We start from the raw sequence: 22208 nt of genomic DNA, 5'->3' as shown, positions 1-22208 counted from the left end.
ATGCACAAGGGGCGCCTGCGGGCGCCCCTTGTGCATCGGCGGCGAAAGCGGCTTACAGGGTCTTGGAGACCGACAGCACGAAGTTGGCGTCGCAGTAGTCGGACTTGCCGCCGGCGGCGAAGCCTTTGCACTCGCTGTCGCTGAGGCTGGTGTCGGTGTAGGTCAGGCCGAAGTCCAGGCCGGCCAGGGTCCTGGTCAGGCCGATCGACCAGTCGTTGTAGGAGTCTTCGCTGGCGACGCCGGCGCTGTCGAGGAAGATGTCGTCCTTGAAGTCGTAGTTGCCGTACTGCAGGGCCAGGCCGATCTCGTAGGGCAGGGTGTACTCGTAGCCGACGTAGGAGTACAGGGTGCTGTTGTCGTCGGCGATGCCGTTGCCGCCGAACATCGGGAAGTCTTCGGAGTAGGCGGCGCCGACCTTGAAGCCGTAGGCGGTGACACTGCCGTAGAACTCGCTGAAGTTGGCGGCGCTGGCGCCCGGATAGTCGTACTTGATCCAGCCCAGGTCGTAGGAGACGTTCTCGGTGATGTCGTTGCCGAAGCCCAGGTAGTAGTCGAACTCGACGTTGGCGTCGTTGCCGTCGGCGGCGATGAAGTCGACGTTGGAGGCCCAGGTGCCGATGTACAGACCGCTGTCGTGGGCCACGTCCAGGCCGCCCTGGATGGCGCCCTTGCCCTGGGTCTGGGAGACGCCGCGGAAGATGTAGTCCGTGGTCAGGCCGACGTTCATGCTGATGTCGAAGTCGCCCACCGGGCTTTGCACGGTTTCCGCGACGGCGAAGCTGGTGGCGGATACGGCGCTGGCGGCGGCGATGGCGAGGGTCAGTTTCTTGAGCATGGTCTTGGTCCCTAAGTTGGCAGCGAGGGTTCGGTCCCCGGCTTCTAAGTTCTGATACAGCTTTGGAATAAGCTGATCAGGCTTATGCATTTGCTTTGCCAACTCTGGAAAGACCTTTAAAATCAATGAGTTGCGTGTAAATGGCGGATCTTCCCGGGATTCCCGAGCGTGCCGGGCAGGGAAGGCCATGCACCAGCGTGGGGCGCGCTGGCGGCGGCCGGGCCTTCAACTGGGGCCCGGCTCCTCAGGCGGTCAGCCGCTCGCGCAGGCGTCCGAGCATGCCCAGCAGGTTGCCGACCTTGTGCCGCTCGGGCTCCTCCCTGGGCACCTCGGCCACGCGGCTCACCACGGCCTGCGGCTGCGCGCGCCAGCTCTGCGCCTGGCGCGCGGCGGCGCTCAGGCCCTTCTCGAACAGCCCGGGGCGGATCGGTTTGGGCAGGTAGCGGAAGATCTGCGCCTCGTTGATCAGGCGCAGCAGCGACTGGGTGTCGCGGAACGGCGTGACCACCAGGCTGAGCAGGCGCGGATGGGCCTGGGCCAGGGTCTTGAGCAGCGGCGCGGTGTCCTCGCCGGCCAGGCGCAGGTCGCTGATCAGCAGGTCGACGCTCTCGGTGTTGAGCTGGTGCAGGGCCTCGGGCAGGTTGCGCGCGCGCAGCAGGCGGTGGCCGCCGGCGTCGCAGAAGCCGGCGACGCTGGACAGGGTCTGCGCGTCGTCGTCGAGCAGCAGCACGTTGAGCGGCAGCGCCGAGGCTTCGTCGCGCGTCTCCGCCGGCATCTGCCGGGCGGCGATCTCCGCCGCCTGGCGCAGGGTGAAGGCCATCTCCTGCGGGTCCCAGGGCTTGGTCAGGTAGCGGAAGATGCCGCCGTTGTTGAGCGCATCGACCGCCGCGTCGAGGTCCGAGTAGCCGGTGAGCAGGATGCGCAGGGTCTGCGGGGCGATGGCGCTGGCCTGTTCGAGCAGCTCGGCGCCGCTCATCTGCGGCATGCGCTGGTCGCTGACGATGATCTGCACCGCCTCGCTCTTCAGGCGCTCCAGCGCGCGCTGCGGGTCGCTCTCGGTGAGCACCTCGTACTGGCGGCGGAACTGCATGGCCAGGCTGCGCAGGATGCGTTCTTCGTCGTCGACGAACAGGATGCGGATCGGTGCGGTCATGTCAGGCACTCTCCTTGAGCTGGGACGCTTGCGGGCGCGGCAGGCGGATCAGGAAGCGCGTGCCGCGCCCCGGTTCGGAGGCGACGCGGATGCTGCCGCCGTGGTCCTGGATGATCTTGAAGCTGATCGACAGGCCGAGGCCGGTGCCCTGGCCGACCGGCTTGGTGGTGAAGAAGGGGTCGAAGATCTTCGCCAGCACCTCGGGCGGCATGCCCTTGCCGCTGTCCTGCACGGAGACGAACACCGCGGCCTCGTCGGCCCAGGTCTTCACCAGGATGCGGCCGAAGCCGTCCATGGCCTGGGCGGCGTTGTTGAGCAGGTTGAGCAGCACCTGGTTGATCTGCGACGGCGCGCAGGGGATGCGCGGCAGCTCGCCGAGGCGGGTGGTCACCTCGGCGCGCTCCTTGAGGTTGTTGCGGGCGATCAGCAGGGCGCTGCGCACGCAGTCGTTGAGGTCGATCTCCTCGCTCATGGCGCGGTCGAGGCGGGCGAAGTCCTTGAGGCCGGCCACCAGTTCGCCGATCTGGCCGAGGCCGTAGAGGGTGTCGTCGAACAGCTGGGCGAGGTCCTCGGCCAGGCCGTCGGCGGCAGCGGCCTCGCGGTTGCGGCTGGCGTTGTCCAGCGCGCTGGCCAGGCGGGTTTCGTCGCAGTCCGGGTCGTGCAGGCAGGCGATCAGCTCGCGCTGCGCCTCGGCCAGCTGCAGCAGCGGCGCCTGCAGCTCGTGCAGCAGCTGCACGTTGTTCTTCACGTAGCCGAGCGGGGTATTGAGCTCGTGGGCGACGCCGGCGACCATCTGGCCGAGGGAGGCCATCTTCTCCGACTGCACCAGCTGCGCCTGCGACTCCTTGAGGTCGATCAGCGTGCGGCGCAGCACTGCGTTGCGCTGGGCGACGCGCTTCTCCATGGCCTTGAGCAGGTCGAGCACGGTGCCCAGGCCCCGGTAGCGGCCCTCGCCGTCGACCAGGATGAAGTCCTCGGTGATCGGGTATCTGAGCTGCGAGGTGACCACCTGGGCGGCCTCCTCGAGACCGCTTTCCAGGCTGACCACCAGCGGCGCCGGGTTCATCACCTCGCGCACCGGCTTGCGCCCGTGCAGGTCGCGGCCGAAGCGCAGCATGAAGATGTCCTGTAGGGTGTAGCGGCTGATCAGGCCCAGCGGGCGGCCATCGGCGTCGACCACCGGCAGCGACAGGAACGCCTTGCACTCCGGGGTGAGCAGGCGGTCGGCGACGTCGGCGATGCTCATCTCGGCCTCCAGCGGCGCCACGGGCATCAGCAGGTAGTTCAGGACTCTCTGGTGGGTCATGGCAGCTCCCGGCCTCCGGTTGCGAGAGGCCGCCATTGAAACAGCGCAAGGTTGCGATGGTGTGAACGCGGCCCGCTGGCGCCGGCGGTTTTCCGCCGGCCGGCGAATGGCGTATCCGCCGGCGGCGGCATCGGCGAAAATGCCGGCGAATTTCCTTGGCTCCCAACAGGACCTCCCCATGAAAGACCAGCTGGTTGAGCTGATCACCCTGATCAGTTCGGGCTGCATGCGCGACGACGAGATCGCCCGCATCGCCGACGAGGCCGCCCAGGCCTATGCCGATCCGCAGGCGTTCCTCGCCGCCAATCCCGACATCAACTACGACGACGACTTCCCCATCCCGCTGGGCGAATGGGTGGTGGTCGGCAGCCTGCCGGACACCGTGCTGTTCCTGGGCGACAGCCCCAGCGAGCTGTTCCAGCAGATCCGCGACTCCTTCGGCCCTGGCGTGCCCTTCGTGCTCACCGCCAAGCAGCTGGCCAAGGCCGACCTGCTCGCCGGCCTGCGCCGCATCCAGGTGCAGCTGAGCGCGCTGTATCCGGAGAAGGGCGGCTACGTGCTGGTCGACTTCAGCGAGCCGCTGGACGACGAGCTGCAGTGCGTGCTGGTGTACACCGCCGACCTGCCGCGGGTGCTGGAGCTGGCGGTGGAGGTGGGCATCTACGCCGCGCCGGCCTACGAGAGCCTGCGGGCGCAGCTCGAGGAAGACGGCGAGGACGAGTAAGCGCCCCGATCGCGCCCTGTCGGCGTCGCCCGCCGCCCCATTTTCGCCCCGCGTGCGCAAGGGCTGTGCACGCGGTCGTCGGCCGGGCTCCCGCGGGACGAAGCGAATTTCCCTGCTCCCGCTGAAACTCTCGTCAAATCAACGGATTGAAAGAGTCTGGCATGCCATGTGCTTTCCCTTTGAGAACAAAATGTTCTCTTGGGTAATTTTATCCGTCGTGCAGCGGCCCCCGGCCGCGTTGCCCGGCGGGAGCACGGGAGGGGTGGCGGATGAGTGGCGCGGTCACGGGCGCAATGCCCAGCAAGCCGGTGTACGCACCGGAGGTTTCCATCCTCGCCAGCGGGCGACGCCTGCTGGTGATCCAGGATGCCGGCGCGGAGGAGGCTGCCCGGCTGCACGGGCAACTGACGGCCGACGGCCGGGCGGTGGAGCGGGTCGCCCTGCACGGCGAAGCCGGCGGCGGCGATTTCGAGCTGCTGCAGGTGCGCGTGCTCGCCCTGCTGTCGGCGGCGCCGGTCGGCAGCCGCCTGTACGTCTGCGGCGACGAGAGCTTCCTCTGGCGCGTCTACCGCCTGGCGCGCAGCAGCGGCCTGCTCGCCGAGGAGATCGAACTGGTGCGTGCCGGCAGCCGCCGCGAGCTGTACTGCGTGCACTGCGCGCACCTGCAGAGCATCGGCGGCGAGGGTGAGGTGACCTGCCAGGGCTGCGGCGTGCGCCTGCTGGTGCGCGAGCATTTCTCCCGGCGCCTGGGCGCCTACATGGGCGTGTGCCTGGACCCGGACCAGCCCTTCGCGGAGGCCCGGCCATGAGCGGACTGCTCGACGTGCGGGTGACCGCGGTGCGCCAGCTGACCCCGCTGGTGCGCGAATTCACCTTCGAGGCCGCGCACGGCACGCTGCCCGGCTTTTCCGCCGGCAGCCATGTGCTGGTGCACCTGCCGACGGCGCAGCGCACCCTGCGCAACGCCTACTCGCTGCTCGGCGATCCGGCCGAGCCCGCGCGCTACCGCATCGCCGTGCGCCTGCAGGAGGACTCGCGCGGCGGCTCGCGCTTCCTGCACGAGCAGGTGGGCGAGGGCGACCGCCTGCAGCTGTCGCCGCCGGCCAACCTGTTCGCCCTGCATTCCCAGGCGCAGCATCACCTGCTGATCGCCGGCGGCATCGGCATCACCCCGTTCCTCGCCCAGATCGCCGAACTGCAGCGTCGCGGCGCCAGCTTCGAACTGCACCATGCCTGTCGCGGCGGCCTCACCGACGCCTATCGCGACGAGCTGGCCGCACGTCTCGGCGCACGCTTCCGTGCCTACGACGCCGGCGCCGGCGCGCGCCTCGACCTGGCGGCCCTGCTGGCTGGCCAGCCGCTCGGCAGCCACGTCTACGTCTGCGGTCCGCAGCGGCTGATCGACGGCGTGCGCGACGCGGCCGCCGCTCTCGGCTGGCCGGCGCAGCGGATGCACTGGGAAGCCTTCGCCGCCGCCGCGCCCGGCGCCGGTGCGCCGGCCGAACCCTTCGTCGCCGAGCTGGCGGGGAGCGGCCGGCGCATCGCGGTACCCGCCGAGGTCAGCCTGCTGGAGGCGCTGGAGGCCGCCGGGGTGGCGGTGCCCAGCCTGTGCCGCGGCGGGGTCTGCGGCCAGTGCGCGACGCGTCATCTCGCCGGCGAGGTCGAGCATCGCGACGCATGCCTCGGCGCCGCCGAACGCACCCGCCAACTGATGCCCTGCGTTTCCCGCGGCCGTTGCGGCAGCACCCTGTTGCTCGATCTCTGAGAGGAGTAGTCCGTCATGTCCGTCACCCTCAAGCCGCTGGAAAGCTACCGGGACGATTTCACCTTCCGCAACAGCCCGCAGGCCATCGCGCGCTTTCCCTTCCCGTTCCCCGAAGACCAGTACATGTACTCGGTCAACATCGAACCGGCCGGCTCCGGCGCGCCGGGCTCGGTGTTCGAGCACTGCTTCGACATCGACGAGCACTACCGCTCGGAAACCGCCGAGCGTGCGCGGGTGCTGGCCCGCGATCCGCTGCGCTGCGTGGTCATGCCGCACATGCACGAGGCCTGCTGGGACGCGCTGGAAATGCTGATGACCCACCTGGCCGCCGATTACCCGGAGCTGTTCCGCCTGACCCGCGACGGCGACCAGTGGACCTGGGAGAACCATGCCCTCGACATCTGCCAGCGCTTCACCTTCGGCGACGCCGACACCTTGCCGTACGAGCCGCTGGAGTACATCGGCCGCCAGGTGCAGGGCGACTTCGCCCTGCTCGACCAGCGTGACGGCGACCTGTTCATGGACGCCGGCCTGGTCACCGGGCCGGCCGACTGGTCGCTGGCCTTCGACGCCGGCATGAGCTTCAGGCAGTGGCATGCGCCGGTGCCGATGGCCCACCAGCTGGGCGTGTTCGACCGCGCGCTGAAGTTTTTGCTGAACATCCCGGTCGAGCGCCCGGCGCGCCGGCTGAACTGGACCATGACCGTCAACCCGCGCCTGGACACTTCCTCGGAAACCTTCCACGAGTGGGGCCACGAGCGCGGCCTGGTCACCGCGGACAACGTCGCGAAACTGGTGCACCTGCGCGTCGAGCTGCAGCACATGGCGCGCCTGCCGCGCAGCAATGCGCTGCTGTTCGGCATCCGCACCTACCTGATCAGCCTCGAGGAGCTGGCGAGCAACCCGGTCTGGGCGCGGCGCCTGCACCGCGTGCTGCGCGACCTGCCCGAGGCCATCGCCGACTACAAGGGCCTGACCCGCTACCGGCAGACGGTGGTGGACTGGCTGCGCCAATACGACCCCGACGCCGGGGTCGCTGCGTAGCGTTACCCACCATGGCCGGTGGATAAGCCGCAGGCGGCGTCATCCACCCTGCGATTACCCTAATACCCCGACCGCCTTGCGTGCGCCGGATGGGCCGGCGCGCGCCCGAAAGATCAAGGAGAACGACATGGCCAATTCCTGGCGAATTTCCGCCCTGGCTTCCCGCCATCGCGCCCTCGGCTCGGCCCTCGAGGACTGGAACGGCATGGGCACCGCCTGGACCTACGGCGCCACCTCGCTGGCCGAGGCCCACGAGGCGATCCGCACCCGTGCGGGACTGATGGACGTGTCCGGGCTGAAGAAGGTCCACTACGTCGGCCCGCACGCCGAATCGCTGCTCGAATACGCCACCAGCCGCGACATTTCCAAGCTGTATCCGGGCAAGTCGGTGTACGCGACCATGCTCAGCGAGAGCGGCAAGTTCGTCGACGACTGCGTGATCTACCGCACCGGCCCCAACGCCTTCATGGTGGTGCACGGCGCCGGCCAGGGCTACGAGATGCTGGTGCGCTCGGCCCAGGGCCGCCAGGTGGCGGTGCTGTTCGACGACGACCTGCACGACCTCTCCCTGCAGGGCCCGCTGGCGGTGGACTTCCTCGCCGAGCACGTGCCCGGCATCCGCGAGCTGCCGTACTTCCACCACCTGCAGACCAGGCTGTTCGGCTGTCCGGTGATGATCTCGCGCACCGGCTACACCGGCGAGCGCGGCTACGAGATCTTCTGCAAGGCCGCCGACGCCCCGCTGCTCTGGGACACCATCCTGGAGAAGGGCAAGGCGCTGGGCATCATCCCCTGCGCCTTCACCGCGCTGGACTGGCTGCGGGTGGAGAGCTACCTGCTGTTCTTCCCCTACGACAACTCGGAGATGTACCCATTCGCCGACCAGGCCGCCGGGGACACCCTGTGGGAACTGGGCCTGGACTTCACCGTGTCGCCGACCAAGGGCGAGTTCCGCGGTGGCCTGGAACATGCAAGGCTCAAGGGCAAGGAGCGTTTCCGGATCTTCGGCGTGCTGCTCGAGGGCGAGCAGGCCGCCGCCGGCGGCGACAGCCTGTGGGCCGACGGCCGCCAGGTCGGGGTGATCACCTGCGCCATGTACTCGCGTCTGACCGGCCAGTCGATGGCCATCGCGCGGATGGAGGTGCCCTACGCCGAGCAGGGCTGCCCGCTGGAGGTGCGTGGCAGCCTGAACGTCAAGGCCATCGCCCACAGCATGCCGTTCGACGACCCGGAGAAGAAGAAGCGCACGGCCAAGGGCTGATCAGTGGGGGGCGCCGTGCGCACCGCTCTCCACATCGGGGCGGTGCGCATGGCGCACCCTGCGAATAGATACCGGCGCCGCCCGCACGATGGTCGGCGTCCGTCAACGAGTTCCTGGGGCAGGAACCGGGCGGCACACGGACGTGCCGCCTGTTTTTCATTGCAAGGGGGGAGACATGTTCACCGGTACCAGCGCCGGCTGGTGGTTCCTGATCAGCGCCGGCATCTGCGAGATCTGCTATGCCGCCGTCATCCCGAGGACCGCAGGCTTCACCCGCCTGTGGCCGACGCTCTACTGCGCGCTGTTCATCGGCCTCAGCCTGTACCTGCTGGCCCTGGCCATGCGCACCCTGCCGGTGGGCACCGCCTATGCGGTGTGGGTCGGCATCGGCGCGGTGGGCACGGCGATCTACGGCATCGCCTTCCTCGGCGAGGCCGCCAACGCCGGGCGTATCGCCTGCCTGGCGCTGATCGTCGCCGGGGTGGTCGGGCTCAAGCTGTTTTCGCCGCAACTGGCCTGAGCCGCGCAGCGGTTCATCTGCGCCGGCGGGCCGGTGCCATGCCGCCAGTCGTCCCACCATGTCGGTCGGATATTTTCCGCTTCTGCGGAAAGTCGCAGCGACGCCCTCCAGCGTGGCTGCTAGCCTTATTCCTACAAGAACAACAGCCATAAGGAGGCAAGGGATGGACATGGCGTATTGCCCGGAGTCGTGGCTGGATGCGTCGCAGGCTCTGGATCGTTTGCGTGAACTGACCGGCCTGTCCCTGGGCAGCCGGCAGTTGCTGACCCTGTGCCAGGCCGAGCTGTGCCGGGTCTTCATCGATTGCTCCTTCGCCCATGGCGTGGTCGACGCCGAACAGATGTTCGTGCGGCGGGTCCGCGGCATTGGCTGCTGCCAGCTGCTCGATGGTGGCGAGTGGAGCGGGGCGGGCGCCTCCGGCATGCTGACCGTCAGCGGCAGCGTGGTGGTGTACGGGAGCGTCTGGGTGTACGAGGCCGAGCAGGGGCGTCCCGGCCGGGAGGAGGGGGTCTGGCGCATGAGCCTCGGCGCGCTGTCGCGCAGGCTGTATTTCAGCCCCGGCGATCTGCTGGGCCTTGCCGAGCGGATCCGCGAGGGCGAGCAGCGGCTGCAGGCGCGTCGCGCCTCGGCCTGACGCATGAGGTTTTCCCCGCAGGCGGCAAGGCAGGATCGCACTCCTGCCCTTGCTGCCGCCTGACGCGCGCGGTCGCCGCAGCAGACCGACTTCCCGGCTGCGATGGCGCGCCCGGACTGGCGCAGGTTGCGCCTGCCCGGCGCTCGCGCGAGGCGTTCAGGGCCTGGCGAAGCGCGCCAGCTGCATCTCGCGCAGGCGGCTCAGCGTGCGGCGGAACGGGAAGGCCAGGCCGCCCTCGGTGTACAGCTGCTCCAGCGCCACCTGCGCTTCCAGGTACAGCGGCACGCGGCGGTCGTAGCACTCGTCGACCAGGGCGATGAAGCGCCGCACGCTGTCGTCGAGCACCGACAGCTCGGGCAACTGGCGGTCGCCGGCGACCACCCGTTCCACGCCGTCCTCGGTGCCGCGGGCGATGCGCGCGGCGCGCCGGCGGGCGCTGAGGTTGGGCACTTCGCCGAGCAGGATCGCCGGGAAGCGGTCGCACAGGGCGATGAAGTCGAAGGCCGCCAGCGGCTGCTGGCAGAGGTCGGCGTAGCGGCACCAGAGCGCCGCCGGGCTGTGGCGCAGCGCGCCGATCCGGCGCGGGCCGATCTCGACCGGCTCGGTGGACACCGGCAGGCCGGCGCTCAGCTGCGCGAACACCGCCTCCAGCGCGCTGGGCTGGCCGGTCTCGGCGATCCAGTAGCGCTGCTGCAGCGCGCCGGGATGCAGGCGGTGATCGGTGCCGCCGTCCACCGCCACCACCTGCATGTGCCGCTCGAGGGCGGCGATCGCCGGCAGGAAGCGCTGGCGGTTGAAGCCATCGGCGTACAGCTGCGCCGGCGGCTGGTTGGAGGTGGCGACCACGGTGACCTGCTCGACGAACAGCGCCTGCAGCAGCGGGCCGAGCAGCATGGCGTCGCCGATGTCGCTGACGAACAGCTCGTCGAAGCACAGCACGCGCACCTCGGCGGCCAGTTCGCGGGCCAGCGCCGGCAGCGGGTCGGCGGTGCCGGTGAGCTGGAACAGGCGGCGGTGCACCCAGCGCATGAAATGGTGGAAGTGCTGGCGCCGCGCCGGCACCTGCAGGCTGGCGTGGAACTGGTCCATCAGCCAGGTCTTGCCGCGGCCGACCGGCCCCCACAGGTACACCCCGCGTGGCGGCGGGCCGCTGCGGTGCAGCGCCGCATGGCAGTCGTCCAGCAGCTGCGCGGCCTGGCGCTGGGCCTCGTCGGCCTGGAAGCCGGCGGCGACGGCGGCCTGCCAGGCGGCCAGCGGCGCCAGGGGGCGGTGCTCGGTGGCGCCGTGCGGCATTCAGGCCTGCCCCGCGTCGTCGACGCCGATGTCCTCGTTCCACAGCTCGGGACGCGCAGCGATGAACTCGCGCATCAGGGCGATGCAGGTTTCATCCTGCAGCACCTCGACCTGCACGCCGCGCGCGCGCAGCAGCTCCTCCTCGCCCATGAAGGTACGGTTCTCGCCGACGATCACCTTCGGGATGCCGTAGAGCAGGATGGCGCCGCTGCACATCGGGCAGGGCGACAGGGTGGTGTAGAGCACCGCGTCGCGGTAGACGCTGGCCGGCTGGCGGCCGGCGTTCTCGAAGGCGTCCATCTCGCCGTGGCGGATGGCGCTGCCCTGCTGCACCCGGCGGTTGTGGCCGCGGCCGATGATGCGGCCCCGGTGGACGATCACCGAGCCGATGGGGATGCCGCCCTCGGCGAGGCCCGCTCGGGCTTCCTCGATGGCGGCTTGCATGAACGTATCCATGGGGCTTCCTCGCGATGGAACGGTCGGGAAGCCATCATAACCCTGTCTGGCGCGTTGGCCGATGTGTTGCCGGAAATCTGCGCCCCGGGCCGCGGCAGCCCGGGGGCGGGACATCAGCGGTTGGTGCTGCCCATCAGCACGCCGTACTGCTTGCGGCTGAAGCCGGCGGTCAGCGGGGCACCTTCGTAGTTGCAGGTGACGCTCACCTTGATGCCCTGCTGGTGGTCGTAGTAGGTGTGGTTGTCGGGCTTGTCGATGGCCAGTTCGAGCGCGCTGGCGTCGACGCCCAGTTCCTTGAGCGCCGCCACCGAGTCGAGCGGCTGCTTCGGGCTGCACGGGGGAGTACCGCGGAACTCGACGTCGGCGTAGCCGATGCTGGTGCCGTCAGCCTCGAGGAAGACGTGGTGCCTGGCGGTGTCGAACACCACGTTGTTGGCCTGGTTGGGCTGCACGCCGGCGCGGCTGGCGGCCTCCTTCACCGGCAGGTCGAGGTACTTGAACGGCTGTTGGGCGGGATCGCCCTGGGCGATGGCCTGGTGGGCGACGACGAGGAGAGCGACAGCGGGTGCAAAGCAGCGAATTTTCATTTTTCTATTTTTCTTTCGTTATTGGCCAAGAAACCCCCCATGGGGCCGTGAGCGGCGGGGCGCACCGCTCGCGCGTCGAGCGACGGGAGTATGCCCAAGGCGGCGGCGGCGTCGAAGTCGATCAAGGTCTTACGCGGCGATGGCGGCGGCGCGCGTGCTTTGTGCGCTGCGTCACATTCCTGTGCGTGACATGGTGCCGCAGGGCGTGGCCCGGCCATGCCGCCATCCGGGAGCCGTCGCCGCTGGCCGGCACGCACCGCCCCGCGGCCGGACGGGCCGCGGGGCGGGGAACTCAGTTGGCGTACTTGTAGCCGACCTCGCCGTGGCTGGAGAGATCCAGGCCGTAGACCTCGTGCTCCTCGTCGACGCGCAGGCCCCGGCACAGCAGCGCGGCGAGCTTGAACGCCAGCCAGCTGCTCAGCGCCGAGTAGAGGATGCTGAACAGCATGGCACCGCCGTTGACCGCCAGCTGGTCGAGCAGTCCGCGTCCTGCGGCGAAGCCCTGGCCGCCGAGGACGCTCATGGCGAACACCGGGGTGAGCAGGCCGCCGACGATGCCGGCGACGCCGTGCACGCCGAACACGTCGAAGGCGTCGTCCAGGCCGATCAGCGGCTTGAGCCTGTCGACGGCCCAGACGCAGATCGGTGCGGCGATCAGGCCCAGGCCGATGGCGCCCATCGGGCCGACGAAGCCGCACGCCGGGGTGACCGCCACCAGCCCGGCGATGGCGCCGGACACCGCGCCGAACATGCTCGGCTTGCCGCGGTACTGCCACTCGGCGAGCATCCAGGCCAGGGCGCCGGCGCAGCTTGCCAGCATGGTGTTGACCATCACCAGCATGGCGAAGCCGTTGGCCGCCAGCACGCAGCCGCCGCAGAAGCCCAGCCAGCCGACCCACAGCAGGCAGCCGCCGGTGACGGTCATGGTCATGTTGTGTGGCGACAGGGTCGCGGTGCCGAAGCCGCGGCGCCGGCCGATCAGCCAGGCGCCGACCAGCGAGGCGATGCCGACGTTGAGGTGCACCACGTTGCCGCCGGCGAAGTCCTGCACGCCGAGGGCGAACACCCAGCCGCCGCCCCAGGCCATGTGCGCCATGGGGATGTAGTTGAGGGTCAGCCACAGCGCCATGAACACCATCACGGCGGAGAACTTCATGCGCTCGGCGAAGGAGCCGACGATGATCGGCGGGGTGATGGCGGCGAACAGCAGCATGAACAGGAAGTACAGCAGCTCGGGAATGCTGCCCTGCAGCGAGTCCGGACCGACGCCCTGCAGGAACAGCTTGTCGGTGCCGCCGATGAACGCCTGCAGCTCGCCGCCGTCGGTGAAGGTCAGGCTGTAGCCGTAGACGGCGAACAGCAGCGCCATCAGCGCGGCGCCGGAGAACACCTGCATCAGCACCGACAGCACGTTCTTGCTGCGCGCCATGCCGCCGTAGAACAGGCCCAGGCCGGGCAGGGTCATCAGCAGCACCACCAGCGCGCACACCACCACGAAGGCGGTGTCGCCGCTGTTCAATGTCGGGGCGGCGTCATCCGCCCATGCTCCGATGGAGCCCGATAGCAGGAGCGTGCCGATCAGGCTGCGACGCAGAAGTCCGAATCGCTTCATGGTCTGTTCCTCTGGTTGAGTGGTAAGCGATGAGCAGGGGAGCGGCGCTCAGGCGCGCACGCGGCTCTTGTCCGGGTCGTAGAAGATCGGCGCGGTCACGGTGGCGGCGATGCGCTTCTGCTGGCCGTCGAGCTTGCCGATCCCCACCGCGGTGCCGGGTGTGCAGTAGCCGATGTCCAGCCGGCACAGGGCGACGTTCCTGCCGGTCAGCGGCGAGCGGGTGGCGCTGGTGACCACGCCGATCTGCGCGCGGCCGTCGCGCACGCAGTCGCCGTGCTGCGCCGGCTCGTTGCCGTCCAGCACCAGGCCGACCAGCTTGTGCTGCGGATGGGCGCTGCGGCGCAGCAGCGCTTCGCGGCCGATAAAGTCGTCCTGCTTGCTTTTCAGCGGCACGCAGAAGCCGATGCCGGCCTCGAACGGGTCGGTCTGGTCGCAGAACTCGTAGCCGGCGAAGATCAGCCCGGCCTCGATGCGCAGCATGTCCAGCGCGTGCAGGCCAAGCGGCACCAGCCCCATGGGCTCGCCGAGCTGCCACAGGCGCTGCCAGACCTGCATGGCGTCGCTGGGGTGGCACCAGATCTCGTAGCCCAGCTCGCCGGTGTAGCCGGTGCGCGAGACCATCAGCGGGCAGCCGTTGTAGTCGTCGAGGCGGCCGACCAGGAAGCGGAACCAGCCGAGTTCTTCCAGTTGCGGCTGGCTGGGCGGCGTCCAGATCATCTGGCTGAGCAGCTCGCGCGAGCGCGGCCCCTGCACGGCGACGTTGTGGATCTGCTCGGAGGCGGACTTCACCCACACCTTCATGCCGAGCTTGTCGGCCTGCTGGCGCAGCCAGTCGCCGGCGAAGTCCTCGCCGCCGATCCAGCGGAAGGCGTCCGGGCCGAGACGCAGCAGGGTGCCGTCGTCGAGCATGCCGCCGTGCTCGTAGCACATCGCCGAGTACACCACCTGGCCGACCGCCAGCTTGCGCACGTCGCGGGTCAGGCAGTAGTTGAGCAGCGCCTCGGCGTCCGGGCCGAGCACCTCGAACTTGCGCAGCGCGGACAGGTCCATCACCGCCACCCGTTCGCGGCAACCGTGGTACTCCTCGATGGCGCCGAAGCCCGCGTAGTGGGTCGGCGTCCACCAGCCGCGGTAGTCGACGAAGTTGCCGGTCAGCGCGCTGGTGCCGGGGTGGAAGCCGCTCTCGCGGGTCAGCACCGGGTCGGCGTCGGCGGTCTTGCGGGTGGCCATGGCCATGCTGAAACGCTCCTTGGCGGAATACACGCGGATGTGGATGTCGGTCGGCTGCCAGCCGTTGGCCGGATCGATGTCGTCCGGGCAGGAACTGCTGGCGCACACCAGGTCGGTCAGCGCGCGCAGCAGCACGTAGTCGCCGGGGCGCGACCACGGCTCGTCGAGGGTCAGCTGCTGGTGGGCGTCGATGCCGGTGTTGAAGAAGAAGTTGATCGCCGGCCAGCCGGCGCGGGCGCCCACGCCATGGGCAGCCAGCGCGCGGCTGAGGTTGTCGCTGCAGTTGGCGTGGCCGAAGTAGCCCTGGCTTTCGTAGTAGCGCGACGTGCAGGCGAGGGCGAAGGTGTCGTGGCGGCCGACGGTGTCGCGCACCACTTCCAGCATCGGCTGCAGGTCGCGGTCGAAGAACTTGCTGAACAGCCCCGGGCCGGGATAGGCGTTGCCGTTGAGGGTGCGGGTCACGGTGGGGTCGAGGTCGATCTCGCGGCCGCCATCGAGGCCGCGGCGGTCGAAGGCGACGAAGTCCGAGCACTGCCGGCCGGCCACGTCGAGCACCTGCACGTACTGGCCGGCCGCGACCACGTAGTCGCGCGCCGTGCCGGGGCTGATGGTGAACTCGTCGACCAGCTCGCCGAGCGGCGCCGGCAGCGGCGGGGCCAGCACGCTGCGCGGGTTGGCGCGCCGGATGAGCAGGCGCAGCTCGCTGGCGCGCTGCTGGCTATCCACCGCCACTGCGCCGCCGGGGGCGGCGACCAGCACCAGCAGCGCGGCGCCGGCGGTGAACCGGCGGGAGAAGCCGGCCGCGGTGTCGCCGTCCCACAGGCGGGCGGCGTCGGGCAGTGCGCGGCAGTCGATGTCGCGCCGGGCCAGACCGAGGCGGGTGTGCAGCGATGCGGCGCTGTCGTCGGCGAGCAGCTCGCCGATGAAGCGCGCGCCGGGGCTGGCGCTCAGGCCGAGGGCGCTCAGGGCGGCACGGCCGCCGGCGAAGGCCAGCAGCTCGGCGCTCTGCCGGCCTTCGAGGTCGATCACCTCGAGACGGTCGCCGGGCTCGAGGGCGACCACGGTCAGCCCGCCGGGGGCGACGCGGTGGCGTTCCAGCGCCGGGGCGCGGGCGAACAGCGCGGGTTCGCGCGGTCGGGAAATCACGGGCGTGTGCATGCAAGGCTCCTGCGCGAGGGCGCGGCGGAAGTCTTCGGGAGGACAGGTCTCGTAGTGCGCCGCGCGCACCGTGTGGTGGCGCCGTCGAGGTCCGGTGGGTGCGCCGTGCGCACCATCGGGCACGCGCGTGGTGCGCATGGCGCACCCTACGGGCGTCAGCCGACCGCCTTGAGCGACTGCTCCGGCTGGTCGGACAGGTAGGCGGCCATCGAGTCGTCCAGCGCGTCGAGCCAGGGGGTGTGGTGGGGGGTGGCCAGGGTGCCGGTCATCAGCGAGCGATGGCACTTGTCGCGGTAGCCCATGATGTCCGCGTACTTGTCCTTCTTCCATTGCAGGAAGGTCTGGTTCACCGCGGCGATGTCGAAGCGCGGATAGTCGGTGGCGTCGATCAACTGCTGGATGTACTTGCCCTGGAACTCGAACATTTCCCTGGCGTCCTGCAGGGTTTCCTCCTCGGCGCGCCAGGCGAGGTTCTCCGCGTGCATTTCCTCGCGCCCGGGCAGGGCGATGCGGCCGAGCAGCACGTCGCGCACGTACCAGGCCTGGGCGTCGAACATGTTGAAGCTGTACCACTGGTCCTGCATGCCCAGGTAGATCAGCTTCGGGTTGGCCTCCCAGAACACGCCCTTGTACAGGTTCAGCGGCCACAGGCGGTTGTCGGTCTTCAGGCACAGCTCCTCGGCGAGGAAGGGGAAGTGGTGCTTGTAGCCGGTGCACAGGATCACCGCGTCGATGTGTTTGTGGCTGCCGTCGGCGAACCAGGCGCTGTGACCCTCGACGCGCTCCAGCAGCGGCTTCTCCTCCCAGTTGGCCGGCCACTGGTAGCCCATGGGCGCGCTGCGGTAGCAGCTGGTGATCGAGCGAGCGCCGTACTTGTAGCATTGCGAGCCGATGTCCTCGGCCGAGTAGCTGGCGCCGACGATCAGCACGTCCTTGCCCTTGAACTCCAGCGCGTCGCGGAAGTCGTGGGCGTGCAGCACCCGGCCGGCAAAGCTCTCGAAGCCCGGGAAGTAGGGCACGTTGGGGGTGGAGAAGTGGCCGCTGGCGCAGACCACGTAGTCGAAGGTTTCCGCGTAGGTTTCGTGCTTCGTGTAGTCGTGCACGCTGACGGTGAACAGGCCGCTGGCCGGATCGAAGCTGACCTGGCGCACCGCGCTGTTGAAGCGGATGTAGTCGCGCACGCCGGCCTTCTCCACGCGGCCCTTGATGTAGTCCCACAGCACTTCGCGCGGCGGGTAGGAGCCGATCGGCCGGCCGAAGTGCTCGTCGAAGGTGTAGTCGGCGAACTCCAGGCACTCCTTGGGCCCGTTCGACCACAGGTAGCGGTACATGCTGCCGTGCACCGGCTCGCCGTTCTCGTCGAGGCCGGTGCGCCAGGTGTAGTTCCACATGCCGCCCCAGTCCTGCTGCTTCTCGAAGCAGACCAGTTCGGGGATCTCGGCGCCCTTGGCCCTGGCGGACTGGAAGGCGCGCAGCTGGGCAAGGCCCGAGGGGCCGGCGCCGATGATGGCGATGCGAGTGGTCATGGTCAGCTCCTGGGAACGGTGAGTGGCGGATTCTTGGGAAACAAAATTTCCCGTTGCGAATTACGCTACCGTGACCGCGCCGCGGCGAAACTCTGCCGGTGGAGATACGCCGTTGGAGGTAGATCGGTGGCTGATCGGCGCTGAAGCACCGCGAACAGGCGGGCAACGGACGCTCTGCTTCGCGTTGGTGCAGGGGGGGTTGATATGCCTGGAGGGAAAGATGGTTTCCTGCAGGTTTCGCGCGGCGACGCGCCTGGGGCACGGAACTTGCTGCGTGGTTCCGGCGATCCTTTCTGCGAGGGACTACCCATGGCGTCGCACGCGAACATGCCCACCCGCCGGCTGGGAGAGCGGGGATGATGGGCGCCCCGGGGCCGGGCGCGCCCGAGTTGACCGAACGGGAACGGCAGACCCTGGCGCTGATCGCCGAGGGCCTGAGCAACAAGCTGATCGCCCGCCAGCTGGGCATCAGCGACGGCACGGTGAAGGTTCACGTCCGCCACCTGCTGAGCAAGCTCGGCCTGCATTCGCGCCTGGAGCTGGCGGCCTGGGCCCATCGTTCCGGCGAGCAGCGGGAGGCGTCGCTGCCGGAGGTGCGTCACCTGGCGGTCGGCCCGCAGGATCTGGGCAACCTGCTCGACGACCTGCCGCTGATGCTCTACCGCTGCCGCAACGACCCGCACTGGAGCATGGCCTACGTCAGCGGCGGTTGCCTGGCGCTGACCGGCTACAGCCCCGCGCAGTTGGTCGGCAGCCGGCGGCTGAGCTGGAACAGCCTGATCCATCCCGCCGACCGCCAGCGGGTGTGGCTGGCGGTGCAGCGCGGCCTGCAGGAAGGCCGCCCCTTCAGCGTCGACTACCGCCTGCTGTGCGCCGACGGCAGCGAGCGTCCGGTGCAGGAGCGCGGCGGCGGCATCTACGCAGGCAGCGGCGAGGTGCTGGAGCTGGAGGGGGTGGTGATGGCGCGTTAGCGGCATTCATCCAGGCCGACTCGCTACCTTGGTACTGGCTTTCCGTAGTGCTTTTGTAGTGCGGCAAAAAAAACGCTACAAAACTGTTGACGAGGGCCCATCCCGCATTGCAGGATGAAGCCACTCCCAGACGCGGGGGCCCTGGCAAGGGGTTCCAGCGTCTCTCCGGCCCACCAGCCGGACTCCCGTGCTTGTACTGCCCACAAGGCAGACTGATGAAGTTGACTGGCAAGTTCGTCTGCGGACGAGAAGCGCTGGTGAAACGTCTTCATGATGCTGGCCAAGGCCGTATGCTGCTCGGTTGAGCCTTCCCGCATCTTCGAACGTCCACCTCCTGCTCCCCGACCCTGCGATCCCGCCGCAGGCTTCAACGCTCTGCCGCCTTCTGTAGCTCGCTTGGATCAGCGCTACATCAGGCTCAGGTTGAGAGGCGACCCAGCGTGCACTCGTCGGCCTACCGCCGACGGTATCCGGGTCCACCCAAATTCAGAATCGACGTTTTCGACCGACAATTAAGGGGCTCACACCATGAATCTGAACAACCAGCACACTCCCGAAGACCTGGCCAAGCTGTTCGCCACCCGCAAGGACACCCACGGCAGCCACATCCTGTGGATCAGCGAGTGCGGCGAGGTGCACCTGGACACCCTGGCACCGGAACTCGGCGAGGACGAATTCGAGAAGCGCACCCCCGGCATGCGCGCCCGCCTGCGCACCTACCACCGCGGCAAGGGCTACGTGGGCAAGAAGGCCGCCGCCGACAAGGAATTCATCGGCCGCGTGTACCAGACCCTGCAACAGGAATGGCCGGCAGTTCGCAGCCAGCCCGAGATCGCCTACATCGATCGCTACTGCTGATCGCGGCTGAAACGAGCAACAACCCTCAGTTTTGCCTGACCCTCGCGGGTCAGGCTTTTTTTTGCGCGCTCATCCGCCTTCCGTCCCCTGGTCTGGCGAGCCACACCGGGCGGTCTTTACTGAATGGGTCATCCATCCGCTCGACGAGGGCCATCATCATGGCCAAGACGATGAAAGCGGCGGTTGTCGCCGCATTCGGCAAGCCGCTGGAGATCCGCGAAGTACCGGTACCCACCCCCGGTCCCGGCCAACTGCTGGTGAAGATCGCCGCCTGCGGCGTCTGCCACACCGACCTGCACGCCGCCCAGGGCGACTGGCCGGTCAAGCCCCAGCCACCGTTCATTCCCGGCCACGAGGGCGTCGGCCACGTGGTCGCCGTGGGCGCCGGGGTCACCCACATCAGGGAAGGCGACCGGGTCGGCATTCCCTGGCTGCACTCCGCCTGCGGCCATTGCGAGCACTGCCTGGGCGGCTGGGAAACCCTCTGCCTCGCGCAACACAACACCGGCTACTCGGTGAACGGCGGCTTCGCCGAATACGCGCTGGCCGAGGCCGAGTACGTCGGCCGTCTGCCGGACAACGTCGGCTTCGTCGAGATCGCGCCGATCCTCTGCGCCGGAGTGACCGTCTACAAGGGCCTGAAGATGACCGATACCCGTCCGGGCCAGTGGGTGGCGATCTCCGGCATCGGCGGCCTCGGTCACATGGCCGTGCAGTACGCCTGCGCCATGGGCCTGAACGTCGCCGCGGTGGACGTCGACGACGCCAAGCTCGAGTTCGCCCGGCGGCTCGGCGCCAGCCTCACCGTCAACGCCCGCCAGCAGGACCCGGCGGCTTACCTGCAGCAGGAGGTCGGCGGCATGCACGGCGTGCTGGTCACCGCCGTCTCGGCGAAGGCCTTCGAGCAGGCCCTGGGCATGGCCCGCCGCGGCGGCACCGTCGCCCTCAACGGCCTGCCGCCCGGCGAGTTCAGCCTGTCGATCTTCGACATGGTGCTCAACGGCACCACGGTGCGCGGCTCCATCGTCGGTACCCGCCTGGACCTGCAGGAGGCGCTGGACTTCGCCGGCCAGGGCAAGGTGCACGCCACGGTCGCCAGCGAGCCGCTGGAAAACATCAACGACATCTTCGCCCGCATGCACAGGGGGCAGATCGAGGGGCGCATCGTCCTCGACTTCGGCGCCTGAGCCAGCCGCCGGGGCGGGCGTCGCTCAGTGCGCGCCGCCCTGGCGCCACTGCCGCGGGCTGACGCCGAACCAGCGGCGGAAGGCGCGCGAGAAGGCGCTGGTTTCCGAGTAGCCGAGCAGCGGCGCCAGCTCGGAGATCGGCAGCTGCTGCTGGCGCAGGTAGTGGGTGGCCAGCTCGCAGCGCACCTTGTCGACCAGCTGGCTGAAGGTGAGGCCCTGCTCGCGCAGGCGGCGCTGCAGCGACCAGCTGGCCAGGCCCATCTGCTCGGCGACATCCTCCAGGCTCGGCTCGCCGGCCAGCAGCTGCTGGCGCACCCGGGCGCGGGTGTCGTCGACGATGTTCGGTGCCTCGCGGCCGGCCAGGCTGAGCTGGCGCAGCGAGTCCTGCATCACCAGCAGCAGGGTCGGGTTGTGCTCGGGCATGGCGCGGCCGAGGTCGCGCTTGGGGATCAGCAGCGAATTGCACGGCTGCTCGAAGTACACCGGGGCGTCGAACACCTTGCAGTGCTCGTGCCAGTGCTCCGGGCGCGGGTGCTCGAAGTGCACGGCGCGCGGCGCCCACTGGCTGCCCAGCACGTGGCGGATCAGGTTGAGAGCCATGCCCAGGGTCAGCTCGGCATCCTGGCGGCGGACCAGGATGGCGCCGTGGCGCACCTGGTAGTCGAAGCGGTAGCACTCGCCCTCGTCGACCAGGCGGATCAGGCTGTTGCGCTGGTGCAGCGGGAAGGCGCGGGCGAAGTTGATCAGCGCCTGCTCGAGGGTCGCCGAGCACAGGCCGATGTAGCCGAGCAGGCCGAGTTCCTGCGGCCTGAACTGCTGGCCGTAGTACAGGCCGAAATTGTCGCAGCCGGACTGCCGCGCCGCTTCTTCCAGCACCTGGCAGTAGTTGGGCAGCGCCAGGCTCAGGGTCGGGTGCTGCAATTGCTCGGGGTCGATGCCCGAGACGCCGAGGATGCGGTCGGGATCGCCGCCGTGCCGGTCGATGAAGCTGCACAGGCCGCTGGCGGCCGCGGCCAGCACGCCGCTGTGGCGCTGGGCGGACAACTCCGGCAGGCCGGCCAGGCCGGCAGGAGGGGCGAGCAACGGGCTCATGGTGGAACTCTCCGCAGGAACAACCGGCAATTCCAAGCAAGTTCCGCGCCGGGCTCTCGCATGCCGCGCCACCCCAGCGCTCGCGCGGCTCACAGGCCGGCGCCGGAAGCGTGCCGCACCGGAACGGTGCGCAAGGCGGGTGGTTTGGAAACACCCGCAGCGCGACGACGCGGGCGATTTGACCGCGGGTGACACGCGGCCGGCGGCGACGCAAAAGTTGACTTCGCACGACAGCACCTCTCCGCGACGGTCAAGTCAGGCGGGGACGGGCGGCGCATGATCGTCTCCAGGCCGCCGCGCCCCGCCGTCAGTGCGCAGCGCCACAACTACAAGAATCGTCGTTTCGGAGAGTCAGCATGATCTACGCACAACCGGGCAGCGCAGGCGCCATCCTTTCCCTCAAGCCGCGCTACGGCAACTACATCGGCGGCGAGTTCGTCGCGCCGGTCAACGGCCAGTACTTCACCAACACCACGCCGGTCACCGGCGAGGTGATCGCCGAATTCCCGCGCTCCGATGCCGCCGACATCGAGCTGGCGCTGGACGCCGCCCACGCCGCCGCCGACGCCTGGGGCCGCACCTCGGTGCAGGACCGCGCCAACATCCTGCTCAGAATCGCCGACCGCATCGAGCAGAACCTGGAAGTGCTCGCCGTCGCCGAGACCTGGGACAACGGCAAGGCCGTGCGCGAGACCCTCAACGCCGACGTGCCGCTCTCCGCCGACCACTTCCGCTACTTCGCCGGCTGCATCCGCGCCCAGGAAGGCGCCGCCGCCGAGATCAACGACACCACCGCCGCCTACCACTTCCACGAGCCGCTGGGCGTGGTCGGCCAGATCATTCCGTGGAACTTCCCGCTGCTGATGGCGGCCTGGAAGCTGGCCCCGGCGCTGGCCGCCGGCAACTGCATCGTGCTGAAGCCGGCCGAGCAGACTCCGCTGTCGATCACCGTGCTGCTGGAGATCATCGGCGACCTGCTGCCCAAGGGCGTGCTCA

Annotated in this window: 21 protein-coding genes; 11 read left to right on the top strand and 10 right to left on the bottom strand. The window is 69.2% G+C overall.

Annotated elements, in window-relative coordinates:
* Nucleotides 1-52 precede the first annotated feature (52 nt).
* The 3 genes from RA210_RS15210 to RA210_RS15200 form a co-directional block, all read right to left on the bottom strand.
* Nucleotides 53-835, bottom strand: a complete 783-nt coding sequence (locus RA210_RS15210; protein ID WP_201487136.1) for a TorF family putative porin — start codon at nt 833-835, stop codon at nt 53-55.
* 244 nt (nt 836-1079) lie between these two features.
* Nucleotides 1080-1988: a response regulator gene (locus RA210_RS15205; RefSeq protein WP_201487134.1), complete on the bottom strand. Its 909-nt coding sequence runs from the start codon at nt 1986-1988 to the stop codon at nt 1080-1082.
* A gap of 1 nt (nt 1989) precedes the next feature.
* The gene (locus RA210_RS15200; protein ID WP_201487132.1) at nt 1990-3294 is read right to left on the bottom strand and encodes an ATP-binding protein; all 1305 of its coding nucleotides are present in this window, start codon (nt 3292-3294) and stop codon (nt 1990-1992) included.
* Between the two features lie 178 nt (nt 3295-3472).
* On the opposite strand from RA210_RS15200, the gene RA210_RS15195 reads away from it, so the two are divergent.
* The 7 genes from RA210_RS15195 (at nt 3473) to RA210_RS15165 (ending at nt 9242) form a co-directional block, all read left to right on the top strand.
* Complete coding sequence (locus tag RA210_RS15195) at nt 3473-4018, top strand: hypothetical protein (protein ID WP_201487129.1); 546 nt, start codon at nt 3473-3475, stop codon at nt 4016-4018.
* A 293-nt stretch (nt 4019-4311) separates the two neighbouring features.
* On the top strand, nt 4312-4827 hold the full coding sequence (locus tag RA210_RS15190; protein WP_136489340.1) for a dimethylamine monooxygenase subunit DmmA family protein: 516 nt from the start codon (nt 4312-4314) through the stop codon (nt 4825-4827).
* Nucleotides 4824-5783, top strand: a complete 960-nt coding sequence (locus tag RA210_RS15185) for a PDR/VanB family oxidoreductase (protein ID WP_201487127.1) — start codon at nt 4824-4826, stop codon at nt 5781-5783. Before RA210_RS15190 ends, RA210_RS15185 begins: the two co-directional genes overlap by 4 nt.
* Before the next feature lie 15 nt (nt 5784-5798).
* A complete protein-coding gene (locus tag RA210_RS15180) occupies nt 5799-6827 on the top strand; it encodes a heme-dependent oxidative N-demethylase family protein (RefSeq protein WP_201487126.1) in 1029 nt (342 codons plus the stop codon).
* Nucleotides 6828-6954: 127 nt separating this feature from the next.
* On the top strand, nt 6955-8088 hold the full coding sequence (locus tag RA210_RS15175) for an aminomethyltransferase family protein (protein WP_201487124.1): 1134 nt from the start codon (nt 6955-6957) through the stop codon (nt 8086-8088).
* Between the two features lie 175 nt (nt 8089-8263).
* Nucleotides 8264-8608, top strand: a complete 345-nt coding sequence (locus RA210_RS15170; protein ID WP_136489344.1) for a DMT family transporter — start codon at nt 8264-8266, stop codon at nt 8606-8608.
* A 163-nt stretch (nt 8609-8771) separates the two neighbouring features.
* Entirely contained in the window at nt 8772-9242 is a 471-nt protein-coding gene (locus tag RA210_RS15165; RefSeq protein WP_136489345.1) for a hypothetical protein, read from the top strand.
* Nucleotides 9243-9398: 156 nt separating this feature from the next.
* On the opposite strand, the gene zapE is transcribed toward RA210_RS15165, so the two are convergent.
* From zapE to RA210_RS15135, 6 genes are all read right to left on the bottom strand, one after another.
* Nucleotides 9399-10535, bottom strand: a complete 1137-nt coding sequence (gene zapE / locus RA210_RS15160; RefSeq protein ID WP_136489346.1) for a cell division protein ZapE — start codon at nt 10533-10535, stop codon at nt 9399-9401.
* Nucleotides 10536-10991 (bottom strand): nucleoside deaminase, encoded by a 456-nt coding sequence (locus tag RA210_RS15155; protein ID WP_201487122.1) that lies wholly within the window; start codon nt 10989-10991, stop codon nt 10536-10538.
* A gap of 113 nt (nt 10992-11104) precedes the next feature.
* Complete coding sequence (locus RA210_RS15150; protein WP_201487120.1) at nt 11105-11578, bottom strand: hypothetical protein; 474 nt, start codon at nt 11576-11578, stop codon at nt 11105-11107.
* 292 nt (nt 11579-11870) lie between these two features.
* The gene (locus tag RA210_RS15145; RefSeq protein WP_201487118.1) at nt 11871-13190 is read right to left on the bottom strand and encodes an ammonium transporter; all 1320 of its coding nucleotides are present in this window, start codon (nt 13188-13190) and stop codon (nt 11871-11873) included.
* 48 nt (nt 13191-13238) lie between these two features.
* Nucleotides 13239-15578, bottom strand: coding sequence for a DUF1989 domain-containing protein (locus RA210_RS15140; RefSeq protein WP_201487116.1), 2340 nt, complete (start codon nt 15576-15578; stop codon nt 13239-13241).
* A 155-nt stretch (nt 15579-15733) separates the two neighbouring features.
* Nucleotides 15734-17104: an NAD(P)-binding domain-containing protein gene (locus RA210_RS15135; protein ID WP_201487114.1), complete on the bottom strand. Its 1371-nt coding sequence runs from the start codon at nt 17102-17104 to the stop codon at nt 15734-15736.
* A gap of 356 nt (nt 17105-17460) precedes the next feature.
* On the opposite strand from RA210_RS15135, the gene RA210_RS22225 reads away from it, so the two are divergent.
* The 3 genes from RA210_RS22225 (at nt 17461) to adhP (ending at nt 20120) form a co-directional block, all read left to right on the top strand.
* Nucleotides 17461-18075 (top strand): LuxR C-terminal-related transcriptional regulator, encoded by a 615-nt coding sequence (locus RA210_RS22225; RefSeq protein ID WP_201487112.1) that lies wholly within the window; start codon nt 17461-17463, stop codon nt 18073-18075.
* A gap of 528 nt (nt 18076-18603) precedes the next feature.
* Nucleotides 18604-18933, top strand: a complete 330-nt coding sequence (locus RA210_RS15125; protein ID WP_136489353.1) for a hypothetical protein — start codon at nt 18604-18606, stop codon at nt 18931-18933.
* Between the two features lie 158 nt (nt 18934-19091).
* Nucleotides 19092-20120, top strand: a complete 1029-nt coding sequence (adhP, locus tag RA210_RS15120; protein WP_136489354.1) for an alcohol dehydrogenase AdhP — start codon at nt 19092-19094, stop codon at nt 20118-20120.
* A gap of 24 nt (nt 20121-20144) precedes the next feature.
* Here the strand turns inward: adhP and qhpR are convergent, their stop codons facing one another.
* Nucleotides 20145-21212 carry an AraC-like transcriptional regulator QhpR gene (gene qhpR / locus RA210_RS15115; RefSeq protein WP_136489355.1) on the bottom strand — a complete coding sequence of 356 codons (1068 nt, stop codon included), beginning with the start codon at nt 21210-21212 and terminating at the stop codon, nt 20145-20147.
* Between the two features lie 356 nt (nt 21213-21568).
* Between qhpR and RA210_RS15110 the strand changes: the two genes are divergently transcribed.
* The coding region (locus RA210_RS15110; RefSeq protein WP_201487110.1) for an aldehyde dehydrogenase family protein at nt 21569-22208 on the top strand (640 nt) is incomplete at its 3' end.

The organism is Pseudomonas sp. OF001, from assembly GCF_904426495.1.
Classification (GTDB): Bacteria; Pseudomonadota; Gammaproteobacteria; order Pseudomonadales; family Pseudomonadaceae; genus Geopseudomonas.
The sequence above is the reverse complement of the archived record's forward strand: the minus strand, read 5'-3'. Positions and strand labels throughout refer to the sequence as shown.